General features: G+C 67.8%; 14 protein-coding genes. 7 read left to right on the top strand and 7 right to left on the bottom strand.

The genetic code is table 11. The features are described from left to right. Positions 1-128 precede the first annotated feature (128 nt). Positions 129-1,211, top strand: a complete 1,083-nt coding sequence (locus tag DM194_RS05905) for a patatin-like phospholipase family protein (protein WP_111066372.1) — start codon at positions 129-131, stop codon at positions 1,209-1,211. 3 nt (positions 1,212-1,214) lie between these two features. Here the strand turns inward: DM194_RS05905 and DM194_RS05900 are convergent, their stop codons facing one another. Continuing rightward, entirely contained in the window at positions 1,215-4,343 is a 3,129-nt protein-coding gene (locus DM194_RS05900) for an efflux RND transporter permease subunit (protein WP_111066371.1), read from the bottom strand. Positions 4,344-4,359: 16 nt separating this feature from the next. Then, positions 4,360-5,382 carry an efflux RND transporter periplasmic adaptor subunit gene (locus tag DM194_RS05895; RefSeq protein WP_246024306.1) on the bottom strand — a complete coding sequence of 341 codons (1,023 nt, stop codon included), beginning with the start codon at positions 5,380-5,382 and terminating at the stop codon, positions 4,360-4,362. A 549-nt stretch (positions 5,383-5,931) separates the two neighbouring features. On the opposite strand from DM194_RS05895, the gene DM194_RS05890 reads away from it, so the two are divergent. Both DM194_RS05890 and DM194_RS05885 read left to right on the top strand, forming a co-directional pair. Further along, entirely contained in the window at positions 5,932-7,014 is a 1,083-nt protein-coding gene (locus DM194_RS05890; protein ID WP_246024305.1) for a lytic transglycosylase domain-containing protein, read from the top strand. 155 nt (positions 7,015-7,169) lie between these two features. Beyond that, complete coding sequence (locus DM194_RS05885; protein ID WP_111066370.1) at positions 7,170-7,400, top strand: hypothetical protein; 231 nt, start codon at positions 7,170-7,172, stop codon at positions 7,398-7,400. Positions 7,401-7,451: 51 nt separating this feature from the next. On the opposite strand, the gene DM194_RS05880 is transcribed toward DM194_RS05885, so the two are convergent. From DM194_RS05880 to DM194_RS05870, 3 genes are all read right to left on the bottom strand, one after another. Continuing rightward, complete coding sequence (locus tag DM194_RS05880; RefSeq protein WP_111067787.1) at positions 7,452-9,011, bottom strand: glycosyltransferase; 1,560 nt, start codon at positions 9,009-9,011, stop codon at positions 7,452-7,454. Between the two features lie 155 nt (positions 9,012-9,166). After that, on the bottom strand, positions 9,167-10,735 hold the full coding sequence (guaA, locus tag DM194_RS05875; protein WP_111066369.1) for a glutamine-hydrolyzing GMP synthase: 1,569 nt from the start codon (positions 10,733-10,735) through the stop codon (positions 9,167-9,169). A gap of 37 nt (positions 10,736-10,772) precedes the next feature. Further along, entirely contained in the window at positions 10,773-11,351 is a 579-nt protein-coding gene (locus tag DM194_RS05870; RefSeq protein ID WP_111066368.1) for a GNAT family N-acetyltransferase, read from the bottom strand. A 272-nt stretch (positions 11,352-11,623) separates the two neighbouring features. Between DM194_RS05870 and lptG the strand changes: the two genes are divergently transcribed. From lptG to pdxA, 3 genes are all read left to right on the top strand, one after another. Beyond that, positions 11,624-12,718, top strand: a complete 1,095-nt coding sequence (lptG, locus tag DM194_RS05865) for an LPS export ABC transporter permease LptG (RefSeq protein WP_111066367.1) — start codon at positions 11,624-11,626, stop codon at positions 12,716-12,718. A 185-nt stretch (positions 12,719-12,903) separates the two neighbouring features. Further along, the gene (locus DM194_RS05860) at positions 12,904-14,364 is read left to right on the top strand and encodes a peptidylprolyl isomerase (protein WP_111066366.1); all 1,461 of its coding nucleotides are present in this window, start codon (positions 12,904-12,906) and stop codon (positions 14,362-14,364) included. Then, a complete protein-coding gene (gene pdxA, locus DM194_RS05855; protein WP_111066365.1) occupies positions 14,361-15,389 on the top strand; it encodes a 4-hydroxythreonine-4-phosphate dehydrogenase PdxA in 1,029 nt (342 codons plus the stop codon). Before DM194_RS05860 ends, pdxA begins: the two co-directional genes overlap by 4 nt. A 26-nt stretch (positions 15,390-15,415) precedes the next feature. Here the strand turns inward: pdxA and DM194_RS05850 are convergent. Together DM194_RS05850 and DM194_RS05845 are read right to left on the bottom strand one after the other, a co-directional pair. After that, a protein-coding gene (locus DM194_RS05850; RefSeq protein ID WP_246024304.1) for an IS630 family transposase occupies positions 15,416-16,373 on the bottom strand; the annotation gives its coding sequence in 2 pieces (ribosomal slippage) (positions 15,416-16,030 and positions 16,032-16,373; 957 coding nt in all). 169 nt (positions 16,374-16,542) lie between these two features. Further along, entirely contained in the window at positions 16,543-17,184 is a 642-nt protein-coding gene (locus tag DM194_RS05845) for a LabA-like NYN domain-containing protein (RefSeq protein WP_246024303.1), read from the bottom strand. A gap of 269 nt (positions 17,185-17,453) precedes the next feature. Between DM194_RS05845 and rpoZ the strand changes: the two genes are divergently transcribed. Beyond that, the gene (rpoZ, locus tag DM194_RS05840) at positions 17,454-17,888 is read left to right on the top strand and encodes a DNA-directed RNA polymerase subunit omega (protein ID WP_111066364.1); all 435 of its coding nucleotides are present in this window, start codon (positions 17,454-17,456) and stop codon (positions 17,886-17,888) included. Positions 17,889-17,982 lie beyond the last annotated feature (94 nt).

Raw genomic sequence — 17,982 nt, 5'->3', positions numbered from 1 at the left:
GGCGGCTTTCCAATGCCGGGGCGGATAGAGCGGCGCCGATCCTCCCCTTCCATGGGCATACCCCCTTGCCGGTGCCCGACGCCCTGCTCATGTTGCAATGCAGCATAGGCGAGCGAGGACATGACGACATGACCATGATCCGCAAGCTGTGGAACCGCGTCAGCGGAAGGCCCGCGACCAGCCGGCAGGTCAATCCGGCGGGGTCGCCGGAACCGCCGGGGCCGGGGGCCATGCTTGCCCTGCCGCCGCCGAAGCCGACGCTGGCGCTGGCGTTGCAGGGCGGCGGGGCCCATGGGGCCTTCACCTGGGGCGTGCTCGACCGGCTGCTGGAGGAGGATATCCGTCTGGTCGGCGTGAGCGGCGCCAGCGCCGGGGCGATGAACGCCGCGATGCTGGTGCAGGGCTGGGCGCGGGGCGGATGCTCGGGCGCGCGGGCCGAGTTGGCCAATTTCTGGGAGCGGGTGAGCGCCGCCGGCCGGCTTGGGCCGATCCGGCCGAGCGTGACAGGCCGGCTGCTCGGCCGCTGGAACGTCGACAATGCGCCTGGATCGCATCTGGTGGAATGGGCGAAGCGCTGGATCACCCCCTATCAGACGCAGTCGGCGGATTTCCACCCCCTGCGCGGGCTGCTGGCCGAGATGGTGGAGCCGGAGTTGATCCGGCGGAGCGGTCTGCGGCTGTTCGTCAGCGCCACCAATGTGCGCAGCGGCGCCCTGCGCCTGTTCGACGAGATGGATATCGGCGTCGACCAATTGCTGGCCTCGGCCTGCCTGCCGCACCTGTTCCGCGCGGTGCGGATCGACGGGCAGGATTATTGGGACGGCGGCTATCTCGCCAATCCGCCATTGTCGCCGCTGGCGGAGGCCTGTCCGGGTGCCGACCTGCTGGTGGTGGCGATCAACCCCTTCACCTGCGCCACCACGCCGGAGGACCCGGCCGGCATCGCCGCCCGCCTGAACCAGATCACCTTCAATGCGGCTCTGCTGCAGGAACTGCGCTGCCTGTCCGCGCGCGGCGACGCCCCGCGCCTGCACCTGATCGATGCCGACGAGCATCTGCAGGATCTGGGCGTCTATTCGAAGCTGATGACCGACTGGACCTTCCTCAACTGGCTGCGCGACGCCGGACGCGAGGCCGCCGGACTCTGGGTGGAGCGGAATCTGGGGCGCGTCGGGGTGGAAAGCTCGGCGCGGTCGCCGGCCCTCGCCTGACGCTCACTCCGCCGGGTTCCGTTGAACGGCGTCGGGATCGGAGTGGGCGAACCAGCGCTTCATCCGGCGCGACAGGGCGTCGAGATAGGTCAGCGCCACCGGAACCACCAGCAGCGTCAGGATGGTGGAGGACAGCAGGCCGCCGATCACCGCATGGGCCATGGGTGCGCGTTGCTGCGCGCCCTCGCCGATGCCGAGCGCCAGCGGGATCATGCCGAAGATCATCGCGGCGGTGGTCATCACGATGGGGCGCAGGCGGATGATGCCGGCTTCCACCAGCGCGTCGTGCAGGCCGGCGCCGCGCTTGCGCGCCTGGTTGGCGAAATCGACCAGCAGGATGGCGTTCTTGGTCACCAGACCCATCAGCATGATGAAACCGATGGCGCTGAAGATGTTCAGCGTCGATCCCGCCGCAAGAAGCCCCAGGAACACGCCGACCAGCGACAGCGGCAGCGAGGCCATGATGGCGAGCGGCTGCAGGAAGCTGCCGAACTGCGAGGCCAGGATCAGGTAGATCAGGATGACGGCGAGCGCCAGCGCTTGCGCCGCGTAGCTGCTGGTTTCCGCGATGTCCTTGGTGGAGCCGCCGAAGACGATGCGGTAGCCGGGCGGCAGCTCGATCTTCGCCAATGCCGCCTGCAACTCCCTCCCGGCGTCGCCGGCGGCGCGGCCCTGGACGTTGGCCTGGACATTCACCTCGCGCTGCAGGTCGCGCCGGTTGATCTGCGAGGCGCCCAGCGTCGTCGCCACCTCCGCCACCTGGGACAGCGGGATCATGCGCGGCGTGCCGTTGTCGTCCATCCCGCCGGAGAAATAGATGCGGTCGAGGTCGGCGCGGCCGGCACGGTCGCCCTCCGGCAGCCGGACCAGCACGTCGTAGCTCTCGCCGTCCGGCGCCTTCCAGCTCGACACCGTGTCGCCGGCGAACAGCGGGCGCAGCGTGTCGGCCACCTTGGCGGTGCCGATGCCGAGATCGCTGGCGATGTCGCGCTCCAGCCGCACGGCCAGCGTCGGCTTCGCCGCCTTCAGCGTGCTGTCCACATCGACGAAGCCGGGAATGGCGCGCATGGCTCCGATGACCTGCTGCGACAGCCGGTCCAGCTCGGCGATGTCGCGGCCCTGCACCGACACCTGGATCTGCTTCTGCACGCCGCCGACGCCGGGGATGGCGATGCCGATCGTGACGCCGGGTATCGCCGACAGCCGTTCCCGCAACAGCGGGGCGAGATCGTTGGGGGACCGCTTGCGCCGCTCGATCGGGATGTAGCGCAGATAGATGCTGCCCCGGTTGCGGCCGACCGAAACGCCGGTGTTGACGGTGCTGTAGGTGTAGGCGATCTCCGGAAACTCGCGGATCGCCGCCTCCACCTGCTTGGTCTTGGCCGTGGTGGTGGCGAGCGAGGAGCCGACGGGGGTTTCCACCTCCACGATCTGCTCGCCCAGGTCGGCGGCGGGAACGAACTCCACCCCGATGCGCGGCACCAGCAGGAAGCTGCCGAAGAAGGTCGCCAGCGCCACGACGACCACCAGCCAGCGGCGGCGCAGGCCCCAGCGCAACACCGCGCCGTAGCCGTGCGAGACGGCGTCGAACCCGCGCTCGAACCATGCGGCGAAGCGGCCGAAGACGGAGCGCCCGTGCTTGCCGTGCGCCGCCGGGTCGTACCACACGCTGGACAGCATGGGGTCGAGCGTGAAGGACACGAACAGCGAGATCAGCACCGCCGCGGAGACGGTGATGCCGAATTGCAGGAAGAAGCGGCCGATGATGCCGCCCATGAAGGCGACCGGCAGGAACACCGCGACGATGGTCAGCGTGGTCGCCAGCACCGCCAGCCCGATCTCCGCCGTGCCGTCGAGCGCGGCCTGGCGGTGGCCCTGGCCGCGGGCGAGGTGGCGCATGATGTTCTCGCGCACCACGATGGCGTCGTCGATCAGGATGCCGATGGCGAGCGACAGCGCCATCAGCGTCATCATGTTCAGCGTGAAGCCCATGGCCGCCAGCATGCCGAAGGTGCCCAGCACGGCGACCGGCAGGGTCAGCGCGGTGATGACCGTGCTGCGCCAGGATCCGAGGAACAGCATGACGATCAGGATCGTCAGGACGCCGCCTTCGATCAGGGTCTTCTGCACGTTGCTCAGCGAGTTGGAGATCCCGCGGGAACTGTCGCGCACCACCGCCAGCGTCACGTCGGGCGGCAGCGAGCCGTTGGTCCGCAGATCCTGGATCGCCCCATGCAGGCCGCGCGCGACCTCCACCGTGTTGGCGCCCTGGACCTTCACCACGTCGACCGCCAGCGCCGGGGCGCCGTTCAGCATGGCGACGGAGTCCTGCTCCTCCTGGCCGTCGATCACCTCGGCGACCTGACCGAGGCGGACGGGGCTGTCGCCGCGGCGGGCGACGATCAGGTCGAGAAGGTCGAGCGGGTTGCGCACGCGCCCTTCCACCTGGATCACGCGTTCCCGCCCCTGGCCGGTGACGGTGCCGGCGGGCACGTCCTGGTTCTCGCCGGTGACGGTGGCGATCACCTCGTCGACGCCGACGTTCAGGGCCTCCAGCTTTTCCGGTTTCAGGCGGACCAGGATCTGGCGCTTCACCCCGCCGGCGATGGTGGCCTTGCCGACGCCGCGGACATTCTGCAGGCGTTTCAGGATGATCTGGTCGGTCAGCGTGGTCAGGTCGCGCAGACTGCGCAGGTCCGACGTCACCGCGATGGACAGGATCGGCTGGTCGTCCGGGTTGAAGCGGGTGATCTGCGGATCCTTCACCTCGTCGCGGAAGGTGGCGCGGATCGCCGAGACCTTCTCGCGCACGTCCTGCAGCGCCTGGACCGAGGAGGTCTTCAGGTCGAACTCCGCGATCACCACCGACTGGCCTTCGTAGGAGCGCGAGGTCAGCGTTTTGATGCCGGCGATGGTATTGACCGCATCCTCGACAGGGCGGGTGATGTCGGTCTCCACCGTCTCCGGGCTGGCGCCGGGATAGCTGGTGCTGACCACCACGATCGGGAAATCCACGTCGGGAAACAGATCGACGCCCAGCCGGTTGTAGGAGAAGAGGCCGAGCACCATCAGCGCCACCATCATCATGGTGGCGAAGACCGGATTGTCGACGCTGATGCGGGTGATCGGCATGGCGCTGTCCGGGTCCTCAGGAACCGGTGACCGAGCCGGCGACCGTAACGGGGCGTCCGGCGGTCAGGCCGGGCAGGTTGCCGGTTACGACGCGGTCGCCCGGCGCCAGCCCCTCCACCTGCACCAGATCGCCGCGCGCCCATTGCGCCACCCGCGTGACCGGACGGCGGACGGTGCGGCCGTCGGCGATCACCAGAACGAAATCTCCCTGCTCGTCCTGGCGGATGGCCACGGGCGGCACGGCGAAGGCGCCCGACGCCTCAGCCACCAGAGCCTCGCCGCTGGCGAACATGCCGCCGCGGAGCGCGCCGTCCCTGTTGTCGACCGTCACATAGACGGGGATGGCGCGCGACCCCGCCCGCGCCATCGGATTGATGCGGGCGACGCGGCCGGCGAACTCCCGTTCGCCGAAGCCCTCCACCCGCAGCCGGACGGGCTGGCCGACGGCGAGCCGCGCCACCTGCTCCGCCGGGACGGTGGCCTCCACCTCCACCCGCGACAGATCGACGATGGTGAACATGGCGGCGTTCACCGCCAGGGTTTCCCCCGGATTGACCGAGCGGACGGCGACCATCCCGTCGATCGGGCTGACCACCACGGCGTCGCGCAGGGCCTTGCGCGCCAGTTCCACCTGGGCGGCCAGCGCGTCCACCTGCGCCCGCTGGAAGCCGAAGCTGCTTTCCGCCTGATCCAGGCTGGTATCGGAGACGATGTTGCTGCGGTTCAGCGTGCGGTTCTTGGCCAGCGTCTTCTCGGCCAGGACCAGCTGGGCGCGGGCGCCCTCCAGATTGGCCTGCTTCTCGTTCAGGCGGGCGGCGAGTTCGACCGTCTCGAAGCGGGCGAGCACCTCGCCGCGGCGGACGGCCTGCCCCTCGCGCACCGGCACCTCGGCGAGACGGGCCGCGACCTCCGCCTTGATCGCCGATTGCTCCAGGGGCGAGACGGAACCGCTGAGACGGACGGTTTCGGTCAGCGCGCGGGGAGCGGCGGCCGTCACCTCCAGCGCCGACAGTTCGACCGGGCGTTCTCCGACGGGCACGGACGGAGCGGCCGGCGTCGCTGCCGGGCCCTGGGTTCTCCATAAGGCAACCCCGCCGATCACCGCCAGCAGGACGACAAGCCAGCCGAGCCAGCGGAAACGCCGCGGGCGGGGTGGGGGAGGGGCGTCATCTTGGGGGGAAGGGCGGTGCGGCTGGAGCGGCTGAGTGGCCGGGGGAACGATCCGTTGGGGAGCGGTCATCATGCGTGTTCCAGTTCGGCCGGGCCTGCGCCGCCTTCAGCGTCGGCACCGTTGGTGGTGCGGCCGTCGCACTCCATTAAGGGCGACGCCGATGTTCCGTCAAGGTTCCCCTTGTCGCGGCTTGTGACGTGACTGTCCTGCTCGAAGGGAGAACGAACATAGATATAGAGACATTTGCCGAAAATCCTAATTGCTAACCCCGCAGCAAGGGAAGGATAGGGCTTTTTTAGGGCATCTTCGGGACAGGATTCGGAAAACGGTCGCGTTGTCGCTTGACAGGCGAGAGCTATACATTGAAAAGCGATCCATCTTTTCTCCCCGCCGCGCCAACAGCACGGAAATTCACTAGTGGTCAAACGGAACCTCGCGACGATCAACGCCGCCGGAGCAATGCTGTGCCTTGCGCTCGGCTTGGCCGGCTGTGCCACGGAAGCGCCGCAGGTGCAGACGGCACCTCCTGTCGAAGCCGCCTACGTCCCCGACCCGAACGATCCGCTGTCCCGTTGGGTTCCGCTGATCCGCGAGGCGTCCGAACGCTACGACATGCCGGAGAAGTGGATCCGCGCCGTGATGATGCGGGAGAGCAACGGCCGCGCCACCAACCGCAACGGCAAGGTTCTGACCAGCTCCGCCGGGGCCATCGGCCTGATGCAGGTGATGCCCGGCACCTATGAGCTGATGCGGACGCAATACGGCCTCGGTCCCGACCCGTCCGATCCGCGCGACAACATCATGGCCGGCACCGCCTATCTGCGAGAGATGTACGACCTGTTCGGCGCGCCCGGCTTTCTTGCCGCCTACAACTGCGGGCCGGGCTGCTACGCCCAGCATCTGGCCGGTAGGCAGCGCCTGCCGCGCGAGACCAGGATGTATCTCGCCGCCCTGACCCCGGTGCTGCGCGGCTCCGCCCCCCGCGAGCCGTCTCTGGCGGCCGGCGCCGGTGCCATCGAGATCGCGGTGGTGCCGGACGACGCGCCGAAGCCGCGCGGCGGGCAGCCGGCGGTCCCGGTTCCGACGCAGCAGAAGCCCGAACCGCCGCCCGTCGTGGTCGCATCCGCCGAGGCTCCGCCCTCCCGCGCGATCGAGCCGCGCCGGATGGAACCGCGCCCGGCCGAACGGAAGGGTGCGGAACCGGTGCCCGCCCTTGCCCAGGCCCCCACCCCGATGCTCGTCGCGTCGTCCCCGCAGCCCGCCGCAGCTCCCGCCCCCGCCATTCAGGTCCAGGCCGCCGGCGCCGAGCCGCAGCCCGCTTCGTCGACTCACCGAGTCAGTCAGCAATTCACCACCCAGGTCGCCGAGGCCGTGCTGCCGCCGCAGTCGGTCGGCAAGGGGGAACGCGTGGTGATGCGCTTCGTCTCCCAGCGCGCCGACGGTTGCGGCAGCCTCGCCGGCCGCGACCGCGCCTGTGTGACGCTGGCGGACACGCAGTAAGGGCAGGCGGGGCGTTCGACCACGCCCCCTCATCGAGGAAGGGTGGATTGCCGATGCGGGTCCACCCTAACCTTGAGCTGAACATTTTTTCTCACTTGCGGTAGGATTTGATCCGCATCACTTACGGAGCCCCTCGCCACTGGCATAACGGTGTGATGGATCGGTCCGAACACAAATCCAGCCCGTATCCGCCCTGCTCCTGCTGCGGCGAAGAGGTTCTGCTTGGCGAGCCCATGTACTGGACGCCGGAGCGGCCTGGACATGTCTGGCACGATCTCTGCGCCCAGAGGGAAGGGCTGCTTCCGGCCAGCCCCAAGCCCGTCCGCGCCCGGCGGCGCGGCACCAAGCCCGGCACCAGGTCGCAGGCCGCGGAACCGCTGCTCTGAAGCGGGTGAAAATGGCCGAGTTGCGAGTGCCCCGCGTTGCGGTGAAGGCGATCAGTTCCTCAGCCGGTACAGCTCGATCACCTCGTCCATATAGACGGGAAGCTGGTTCGGGTCGGATTCCTCCTGCTTGACCACCGCGAAGCGGCTGCGCGCGTCTTTCCGGCTTCTGGACAGCAGGGCGGGGTCGGCGGCCAGCGCGACCGCCCTTTCAACATAGGCGTCGCCGTCGCCGACGACGAATCCCGGCCCTGCGATGCTTGCCACGTCGCCGCCGTCGAAGGCCAGGATCGGCAGGCCGGATGCCAGTGCATGGGCCGCACTGCCGCCGCCGCCGGTACGGCGGGGATTCAGGAAGACGTTGCAGAGTTGAAGGTGAGCGCCGATGCGCTCGACATGGCCGAGGCAACGGAGCCGCGCCGCGTGACGGGAGGCGGCGAGACGGCCCGGCAGCGCATCGACCGTTCCGGCGAACAGAACCTCGCCATGCGGGACAGCATCCAGCACCCGTTCCAGCAGGGCCAGGAAGGTGGCGTCCACCTCCGCATCCAGCCGGTTGCCGACGACCACATACAGGAAGTCATCCTCCGCCGCGCCGAACTCCGCCCGTGTGGTGGCACCGTCATCCTGCCGCAGCGCCATTCCCAGCCGGAAAGGCCGCCAGGAGCGGGCCAGCCGCCCATGGCCCGGCGGAGCCGCCCGGCCACCGTAATCGAGAACGATGTCGGCGAGCGAGATGGTCTGGCCGCTGGTCGTCGGAATGCACAGCAGCGGCCTTGCGGAGGCCAACAGGTCCGCGACGATCACCGATCCGCCGAAGGCGATCACCAGATCGGGGTCGAAATCCTCGACTGCCGAAAGGAAGCCGTTGAGCTTGCCGGCGGTGATGCCGGGAGAGGCGGAGGACAGAAGACGGACGGTGTCGTTCCCGAACCGGATAGTCTGGTCGCCTGACAGCCTCTCTTCCACCGCGGCGGCGAAGGGCGGGATGAAGGGGCTGTGATATCGGTCCGGCATCATGTTGGTGTTCAGCGCCAGGACCGTCCGGCCCAGGTCCCGCTGCAGCCTGACCACCTGGGTCAACAGGTCGCGTGACGGCTGGTGCTGATCGGACAGGAACTGGTTGGTAACCATGACGACCCGTCCGGTCGCCGGCTTCCCCGCCGGTCTCGCCGCCGGAGCCAGCCCCAGGCGCAGGGAAATCTGCGTCAGGAAACGCTCGTAGAATGGAAACACCCGCCCGGCCACGAAGTCAGGGACGGACGCCATGTCCATGCGCATCAGGAACAGCTGGCGCTGCATGCTCCAGTAGATCTGGTTGATACCGTCCAGCGGCGCCAGATCGAGCACATTGTCCAGCATATCGAGAATGCGCAGGTATCGGCGCAGATCGCCCGAAACATAGGCCAGTGCCGATTCCCGGAGGATGGGATCCAGTTCGGCCGTCGCAAGGTCCAGCGCCGCCATCGTCTCGCCGTCGCCGCCGAGCCCGGCCGCACGCGCGGCTTCGCAGGCTTCGGAGATGTCCCTCAGCGCTTCACCGGTTCCGGCCGGCCCTCGCAGGCGGCCGATCAACTCGCTGAGCATGGCGGCGCGGGTGTCGGGTCCGTGCATCTGGCGCTCCTTGGACATGCGCAGCGAATAGTCGGCTTGGCGGACGACGAAGGTGCCGGCCGACCCGCGGCACCACCCGGACAGAACGACGGCCCGGCGGTTGGTGCCGCCGGGCCGGTGTCAATAGCTTACCCGCTTCACCTCAACTCGCGCTCTCACTCCCACTCGATGGTGCCGGGCGGCTTCGAGGTGATGTCGTAGACCACGCGGTTGACGCCGCGGACCTCGTTGACGATGCGGTTGGACACGCGCGCCAGGAAGTCGTGGGGGAAGGGGTACCAGTCGGCGGTCATGCCGTCGGTGGAGGTCACCGCGCGCAGGGCCAGCACATGGTCGTAGGTGCGGCCGTCGCCCATCACGCCGACGGTGCGGACCGGCAGCAGAACAGCGAAGGCCTGCCAGATCGCGTCGTAGAGGCCGGCATTGCGGATTTCCTCCAGATAGACCGTGTCGGCCTTGCGCAGGATCTCCAGCTTCTCCGGGGTGATCTCGCCGGGCACGCGGATGGCGAGGCCCGGACCGGGGAAGGGATGGCGGCCGATGAAGGCCGGCGGCAGGCCGAGTTCGCGGCCGAGCGCGCGGACCTCGTCCTTGAACAGTTCGCGCAGCGGCTCCACCAGCTTCAGCTTCATGCGCTCCGGCAGGCCGCCGACATTGTGGTGCGACTTGATGGTGACAGACGGGCCGCCGGTGAAGGACACGCTCTCGATCACGTCGGGGTAGAGGGTTCCCTGGGCCAGGAACTCCGCGCCGCCGATCTTGGCGCTTTCCTCGTCGAAGACGTCGATGAACAGGCCGCCGATGATCTTGCGCTTCTGCTCCGGGTCGGTGACGCCGGCCAGCTTGCCCAGGAACAGGTCGGACGCCTCGCGATGGACCAGCGGGATGTTGTAGTGGTCGCGGAACAGGCGCACGACCTCTTCCGACTCGCCGGCGCGCATCAGGCCGGTGTCGACGAAGATGCAGGTCAGCTGATCGCCGATGGCCTCGTGGATCAGCACCGCCGCGACCGACGAATCGACGCCGCCCGACAGGCCGCAGATCACCTTGCCGGTGCCGACCTGGGCGCGGATCTTCTCGATCGCCTGCTGCTTGAAGGCGGCCATGGTCCAGTCGCCCTTGATGCCGGCGACGCGGTGGACGAAGTTCGCCAGCAACTGGGCGCCGTGCGGGGTGTGGACCACTTCCGGGTGGAACTGCACGCCGTACATGCGGCGCTGGTCGTCGGCGATGGCGGCGAAGGGCGCGCCGTCGCTGACCGCCACGGCGCGGAAGCCGTCGGGCAGCGCGGTGACGCGGTCGCCGTGGCTCATCCACACCTGTTCCTTTGACCCGACCTCCCACAGCCCGTCGAACAGGGCGCAGGGTTCCTTGATCTCGATGAAGGCGCGGCCGAACTCGCGGTGGTCGGAGCCGGAGACGGTGCCGCCCAGCTGGTGGCACATGGTCTGCTGGCCATAGCAGATGCCGAGCACCGGCACCTTCAGGTCGAACACCGCCTGCGGCGCGCGCGGGCCGTTCGCCTCGGTGACGGAGGCCGGGCTGCCGGACAGGATGATCGCCTTCGGGTCATACTCGCGGATGCGCTGGTCGCTCATGCCGAAGGGGTGGATCTCGCAATAGACACCGCTCTCGCGCACGCGGCGGGCGATGAGCTGGGTGACCTGCGATCCGAAATCGAGAATGAGGACGCGTTCGGCGGAAAGGGAGGCGGCGCTGGACATAGGCGAATCCTGATGCGTGGGGACTCAAGTCCCCTCACTACCGCACCTCCGGCCCCGCCGACAAGCGTGCAAGCGGCGTCAGGTCGCGCCAGCCATAGGCGATTTCCACCAGATCGGTGTCGGCGAAGCGGATCGGCCGTTCCGCTACCTTGATCCCGCCCAGCCGCTCGTAGAACCAGCGCGACGGGTTGTCGCGCAGGCACCACACCGCTGCGGAACGGATTCCGACGGCCAGGAAGCGGTCCGCCATCGCCGCCATCAGCCGCCGTCCGATGCCGTAACCCTTTGCGTCGTCGAGAAGATAGAGCGCATGGAACTCTCCCGCATGGTCCTGTACCACGACCCGCCGCGTGCCGAAGGAGGCGATGCCGATGATGGTGTCGGGCGCCGCGATCTGGCCGGCGACATCGACCGCGACGAAGGCGCCCTGGCCGGGGCCGCGCGTTTCGGCGATGGCTGCCCAGCGCTGCGCGGCGGCCGGTTCGGACAGATTGACCAGGAACTGCGCCGGGATCAGGCCGGGGTAGGTGGACCGCCAGCTCTGCACATGGACGCGGGCCATGCCGGCGGCGTCCTTCGCGCGTGCCCGGCGGATTGCGACCGTGGTGTCCGTCATCGACCGACCCTCCCGTACAGCTTGTGCGACAACAGTTTGGATTGCCGCTGCAGGAAGTCCAGCCGGAAAAGGGGGCAGGAATCTGGCGCTGCGGGTGCAGCCCCGAGGTGGTCGCGGTTCCGGCCCGGTTGTCATCGCCGTGCAACGGGGGTAAATAGCCGGGATCTGTTCCGGCGGGTGCCGCGCCCGACTCCATCGGCCGCGGTGGCCCGCCAGTCCGCCCCAAGCGCCATGCCGGCGCGCCGGGCGGGGCTCCGGAGACCGGACACCGCATGTATTCATCGCCTACGCTTTCCCGCTACATCGGACGGCAGTTCATCGTCTGGTTCTGCCTGCTGATGGTGATCCTGCTCGCAATCGTGCTGCTGCTGGATACCGTCGAACTGCTGCGCCGCGCCGGCAGCAAGCCCAACGTCACCTTCGGGCTGGTGGTTCAGATGGCTCTGCTGAAGCTGCCGGAGATCGGCCAGCAGATCTTTCCCTTCGTCATCCTGTTCGCGGGCATGTTCACCTTCTGGCGGCTGACCCGCAGCGCCGAACTGGTGGTGGCGCGCGCGGTCGGCGTGTCGGCCTGGCAGTTCCTTATGCCGGTGATGTTCGCCGCCGCCGCCATCGGTGTGGTGAAGGTGACACTGATCAACCCGGTCGGCGCGGTGTTCGTCGCCAAATACGAACAGATGCAGGACCGATATCTGAAACTGCAGTCCAGCACGCTGAACATCTCCCGATCCGGCCTGTGGCTGCGCCAGACCAACGAGAATGAGCAGTACTTCATCCATTCGGAGCTGGTGAACCCGGTGACCTTCGAGCTGTCGAACGTCATCGTCTTCCTGTTCGACGCCGATCAGAACTATCTGGGCCGCATCGACGCCCCCAGTGCCGTCCTGAGGGACCGCAAATGGGAGCTGCAGGATGCCATCCTGAACCGGGCCAAGAAGGACCCGGAGCTGCTGGACACCTACACCATCCCGACCGAACTGGACATGGCGACCATCGAGGAGAGCTTCGCCCCGCCGGAGACCATCTCCTTCTGGGAACTGCCGCGCTTCATCAACACGCTGGAGACGACCGGCTTCCCCGCCGTGCGCCACCGGCTGCATTACCAGTCGCTGCTCGCCCAGCCCTTCCTGTTCCTGGCGATGGTGCTGTTCGCCGCCGCCTTCTCGCTGCGGCTGCCGCGGCGGGGCGGGACGATGGCGATGGTCACCGGCGGCGTGCTGACCGGCTTCGTTCTGTTCGTGATGACCGACGTGGTGCGGACCTTCGGCATGTCGGAGACGATCCCCATCATCATGGCGGCCTGGAGTCCGGCCGGGATCAGCCTGCTGCTGGGCACCGCGGCGCTGCTGCATCTGGAGGATGGTTGAGGCGCGGGGCCGTGGATCCCGCAGCCGGCCGGGCGGGTCCGATCGCCGCAAAGCGCGGGATTATCCCTGTCGGTCATAATTCCGCCCCGTTGGTTTTGCACTGAATGGGTGAGGTCCGATTCCGTTTGCATGGGGCACCGGCCCCACCGTAATAACGGGCGACCCGTTTTTGGAGCTTGAGCACCATGTCGAGTTTGCGAGCCGTCCGGACCACCGTCGCCGTGGCGACCGCCTGCGCGCTTCTGGCCATGCCCGCCGCGGCGCAGTCCAGCAAGGCGGCGGCCGGCGCCGCGGCGCCGAGGACGGGCGACGAATCCGCCCGCCCGGCACGGACGCCGGGGGCGGAGGGCATCGCCGCGGTCGTGAACGACGAGGTGGTCTCCGTCTCCGACGTCAATGCCCGCATCCGCATGGCGCTGCTCAATGCCGGTGCCGCCAGCAATCCTGAAACGATCCAGCGCCTGACCCCGCAGGTCATGCGCCTGCTGATCGACGAGCGGCTGCAGATGCAGGAGGCGAAGCGCCTTGGCATCACCGTTTCGACCGCCGAGATCGACGAGGCGATCAAGCGCATCGCCGAACAGAACAGCATGAACAACCAGCAGCTTCAGGAGATGCTGAAGCGGCAGAACGTGCCCATCTCCACCCTGAAGGACCAGATCCGCTCGCTGCTGGCCTGGCAGAAGGTGATGCAGCGCCGCATCCGCCAGGATGTCATCGTCGGCGAGGACGAGATCGACGCGGCGATGGAGCGGCTGAAGGCCAACATCGGCAAGCCCGAATATCTGGTCGCCGAAATCTTCCTGGCGGTGGACAGCCCCGACCAGGACGCCGAGGTGCGCCGCAACGCCGAGCGTCTGGTGGAGGAGGTGAAGCGCGGCGGCAATTTCGCGGCGCTGGCCCGCCAGTTCTCGCAATCCGCCGGTGCCGCGACGGGCGGCGACCTGGGCTGGGTGCGCAGCGGCGAGCTTTCGCCGGAAGTCGACAAGGCGCTGTCGGGGATGCGCGGCGGCCAGCTTTCGGCGCCGATCCGCACGGCGACCGGCTATCACATCCTGCTGGTGCGCGGTCAGCGCCCGTTCGGCAGCAGCGGCGGCGAGGTGCCGATGCCCGCCGCCCAGCCGGCGGCGCCCCGTCCGCAGCCGCGGCCCGACATGGCCAGGGCCACGGTCAACATGAAGCAGATCATCATTCCGATCGAATCCCCGGACCAGGCCAAGGCGGTCAAGGAACAGGCGGAAAAGCTGCGGAAGTCGATCAAGAGCTGCGCCGATTTCCAGGCCCGCGCCAAGGACTCCGGCATGCCTGAGTCCGGCGACATGGGCACCATGCGCGTCAAGGACATGGCGCCGGGCCTGCAGAACCTCGCGCTCGGCATTCCGCTGGGTCAGGCCAGCCCGGTCCTGATGAGCCAGGCCGCAGCGGTGATCCTGATCGTCTGCAAGCGCGACATTCCGATGATCCAGCCGCCGCCGGAAGCCCGGCCGGCCCCGCCGCCGCCGCCCGCGCCGACCCCGATCAAGGAGGCCAAGCTGCCGGCCCGCGAGGAGGTGGAACGCGACCTGATCAACGAGCGGGCCGAACTGCTGTCGCGCCGCTACCTGCGCGATCTGCGCCGCAGCGCCTTCATCGAGACGCGCCTGTGACGGCCGCCCTGCCGGACAGCCTGCCGCTGGCCCTCACCATGGGGGAGCCGGCAGGCGTCGGCGGGGACATCACCCTCAAGGCCTGGGCGGCGCGCCATGAAGCGGCGGTGCCGCCCTTCGTCGTCCTGGACGATCCCGGCCGGCTGGGCGCGCTGGCGGCGAAGCTGGGCATGGCGGTACCGGTCCGGGAGGTCGCGGACCCCGGCGAAGCCCTGGCGCTGTTCGATCGAGCCCTGCCGGTCCTGCCGGTGCGGCTCGGCAACCCGGTCGTCGCCGGCGCTCCCGACCCGGCAAACGGCGCTGCGGTGATCGCCAGCATCGACCGCGCGGTCGCCCTGGTGCAGGCGCGGCAGGCCGCCGCCGTGGTCACCAACCCCATTCAGAAATCGTCGCTCTACGCCGCCGGCTTCCGTCATCCCGGCCATACCGAATATCTGGCGCATCTGGCCGGCCTGACCGAAGAGCCGATCATGATGCTGGCCGCCGCCGACCTGCGGGTGGTCCCCGTCACCATCCATGTGTCGGTGCGCGACGCAGTCGATCTGCTGACCACCGACGCCATTGTTCATGCCGGCCGCGTCACCGCGGCGGCGCTGGCGCGCGACTTCGGCATCGCGCGGCCCCGGCTCGCCGTCGCCGGCCTCAATCCCCACGCGGGGGAGGGCGGGGCGATGGGGCGGGAGGAGATCGACGTCATCGCACCGGCCATCGCGGCCTTGCGCGCCGACGGCATCGACGTCTCCGGTCCGCGTCCGCCCGACACCATGTTCCACGCCGCCGCCCGCCGGGGCTATGACGCCGCGCTGTGCATGTACCACGATCAGGCGTTGATTCCGGTGAAGACGGTGGATTTCGACAGCGGCGTGAACATCACGCTGGGCCTGCCCTTCGTCCGCACCTCGCCCGATCACGGGACCGCTCTGGACATAGCCGGAACCGGGGCGGCGAACGCGACGAGCCTGATCGCGGCGCTGAAGACCGCCGAGGAAATGGCGCGGAACCGTCAGCAGTCCGCCATCTCCTGAGATCGCCGGCCTAGAGTTTCGAGCGTTTAATCTGACGCATATCCTGCATGTTTGAGGTAGTTCCAGCATTCGTCTGGTGTGTAGAGGTCGCAGATAGAGCCGACAGCCCTCCACAACTCCTCGATGGTACGGGCGCCGATGCGGCGGAGATGAGCTTTGAGCTTGGCGAACGCCATTTCGATAGGGTTGAGGTCGGGACTGTAGGGCGGCAGGAAGAGGAACCAAGCGCCACGTTCCTTGAGGATGGCCTTGGCCTTTTCACTCTTATGGCTGGATAGGTTGTCGAGGATGACGACATCGCCCGGCCGCAGGGTCGGGGCGAGTTGTGTCTCGACATAGGTCTCGAAGAGCGTCCGGTTCATCGCGCCCTTGATGATCCACGGGGCGGTCAGCCCGTCGCAGCGCAGGGCAGCGATGAAGGTCTGGGTGTCCCAATGGCCAAACGGCGCCGTGGCCTTGAACCGCTGGCCGCGCTTGGCCCGTCCGCGCAGTCGGGTCATCTTCGTGGTGGTTGCGGTCTCGTCGAGAAACACCAGCCGATCCGGCTCCTCGCGCATCCGGGGCTGACGGTGGCTGCGCCAACTCCGGCGGTCCTCAGCAACGTCAGCGCGACCGGCCTCGCTCGCCAGCACCGTTTTTTTTGACAGTGAAGCCGCGGGCGAGCAGGAAGCGCGACAGCGAGGCGGGGTGGACCGTGACCCCGCGCTCGGCCTTCAGCTTGGCCGCCAGTTCGGGCATGGTGATGTCGCCTTGCTTCTCCACCCAGCCGATCAGAAGTTCGGCATGCGGGGCCAGCTTGCCACCGCCCGGTGGGCGCCCCTGCCGGGCCGGGTCCAGCGAGCCCGTTGCCGCCATGCGCTGAGCAAGCCGCACGCCCGTGCTCGCGCTCACATCGAACCGGCGCGCCGCCGCCCGACGCGAACCGCCTTTCTCGACCTCTCCGTAAATCCGAACCCGAAGGTCCGACGAATAGCTGCGCCCCATGATCCACCTCCAACAACGGTGAATCACGTCAACGGCCCAAGCGCAACTGTCGATTCAGATTTCAGGCGCGATGCTCTAAAATCGGCTGCCGGTGAATCCCTGCCCGCAAACGAAAAAAGGAGCGCCCGTGCGTCCCTCTTTTCGTGCGTTTTTCAGCAGAGTATCCGTATCAGCCGCGGTCGTCCGGATCGTACATCGTCGGGCCGCTCTGGTGGTCGTGATGCAAAGGAGCCTGCTCGCGGTGATGATGGGTGCGGGCGATGAAGGGCGCCAACTCCTGCAACTCGATGAAATTGTCGGCCTGTCGGCGCAACTCGTCCGCCACCATCGGCGGCTGCGAACGCACCGTGCTGACGACGCTGAAGCGCACGCCCTTGCGCTGCACCGCCTCCACCAGCCGGCGGAAATCGCCGTCGCCGGAGAAGAGCAGGATGTGATCGACATGGTCGGCCATCTCCATCACGTCGATGGCCAGCTCGATATCCATGTTGCCTTTGATCTTGCGCCGGCCGGAGGCGTCGGTGAACTCCTTGGTCGGCTTGGTCACCATTGTGTAGCCGTTGTAGTCGAGCCAATCAACCAAGGGACGAATCGGAGAATACTCTTGATCCTCAACGAGTGCGGTATAGTAGAAGGCGCGGACAAGCCGGCCCTCTCCGGCAAAGCCGTCGCGCAACCTCTTGTAATCGATGTCGAAGCCCAATGAACGCGCGGCGGCATAAAGGTTCGCGCCGTCAATGAAAAGAGCGAGACGCTCTTCCTTGTAAAACAACTTGCTGACATCACGCGGCAAAGTGGAATTGCGCTCCAATGCCATAATCCTTTCATCGTAGATTGTGGAAAATTGAATGGAACTGGCGCAAAATGCTCGCGTTCCAATTTTGAAATCTAGTGTATCGGGCACGAACATACAAGGGGGGCAACGCCCGCCGACTGTGGCCGATTGCCGTTTCACCAGGTGAAAGGCCGGTTGGTAATCCTTCTCGTGACGCAACGCAGCAGCGCTGTCGTTCGCGCTTGCACCTATCGGGCCACATCCATATAGTCTAGAGCCTCCTTTGAACCCGGAGTTCCTCTGGCATGGCCCGCGTTACCGTTGAAGATTGCGTCCTGAAGGTTCCGAACCGTTTCGAGCTGGTCATGATGGCTGCCCAGCGCGCCCGCGAGGTCGCGAGCGGCGCTCCGCTGTCGATCGACCGCGACAACGACAAGAACCCGGTCGTGGCGCTCCGCGAGATCGCGGACGAGACGGTGTCGCTGGAGTATCTGAAGAACGCCCTGATCAAGGGCCATCAGAAGCATGTCGAGCCGGACGAGCCGGAAGAAGAGATCGTCGAGCTGATGGCCGGCGAGAACGACTGGGCCGCCCGCGGCAACAACTCGCTGGGCGATGAAGACGGCATGAGCGAGAGCGACGGCGAGGAACTGGGCGAGGACGACGACATCGCCGCCGACATGGATGCCGAGCCGGGCGCCGGTTTCGCCATGACCGAGGATCCCGACGGAGACCTCTGATTCTGGACAACGACCGCAGGACCATGAGGGGACGCCGAGTCCCCTCGCCGAAGAGAAGGGCGGGGAGCATTCGGCTCCTCTCCGGTTCGAACAG

Origin of the sequence: Azospirillum ramasamyi (assembly GCF_003233655.1) — a bacterium.
Taxonomy (GTDB): domain Bacteria; phylum Pseudomonadota; class Alphaproteobacteria; order Azospirillales; family Azospirillaceae; genus Azospirillum; species Azospirillum ramasamyi.
Note: the sequence above shows the minus strand (reverse complement) of the source record. Positions and strands in the feature narration are given on the sequence as shown.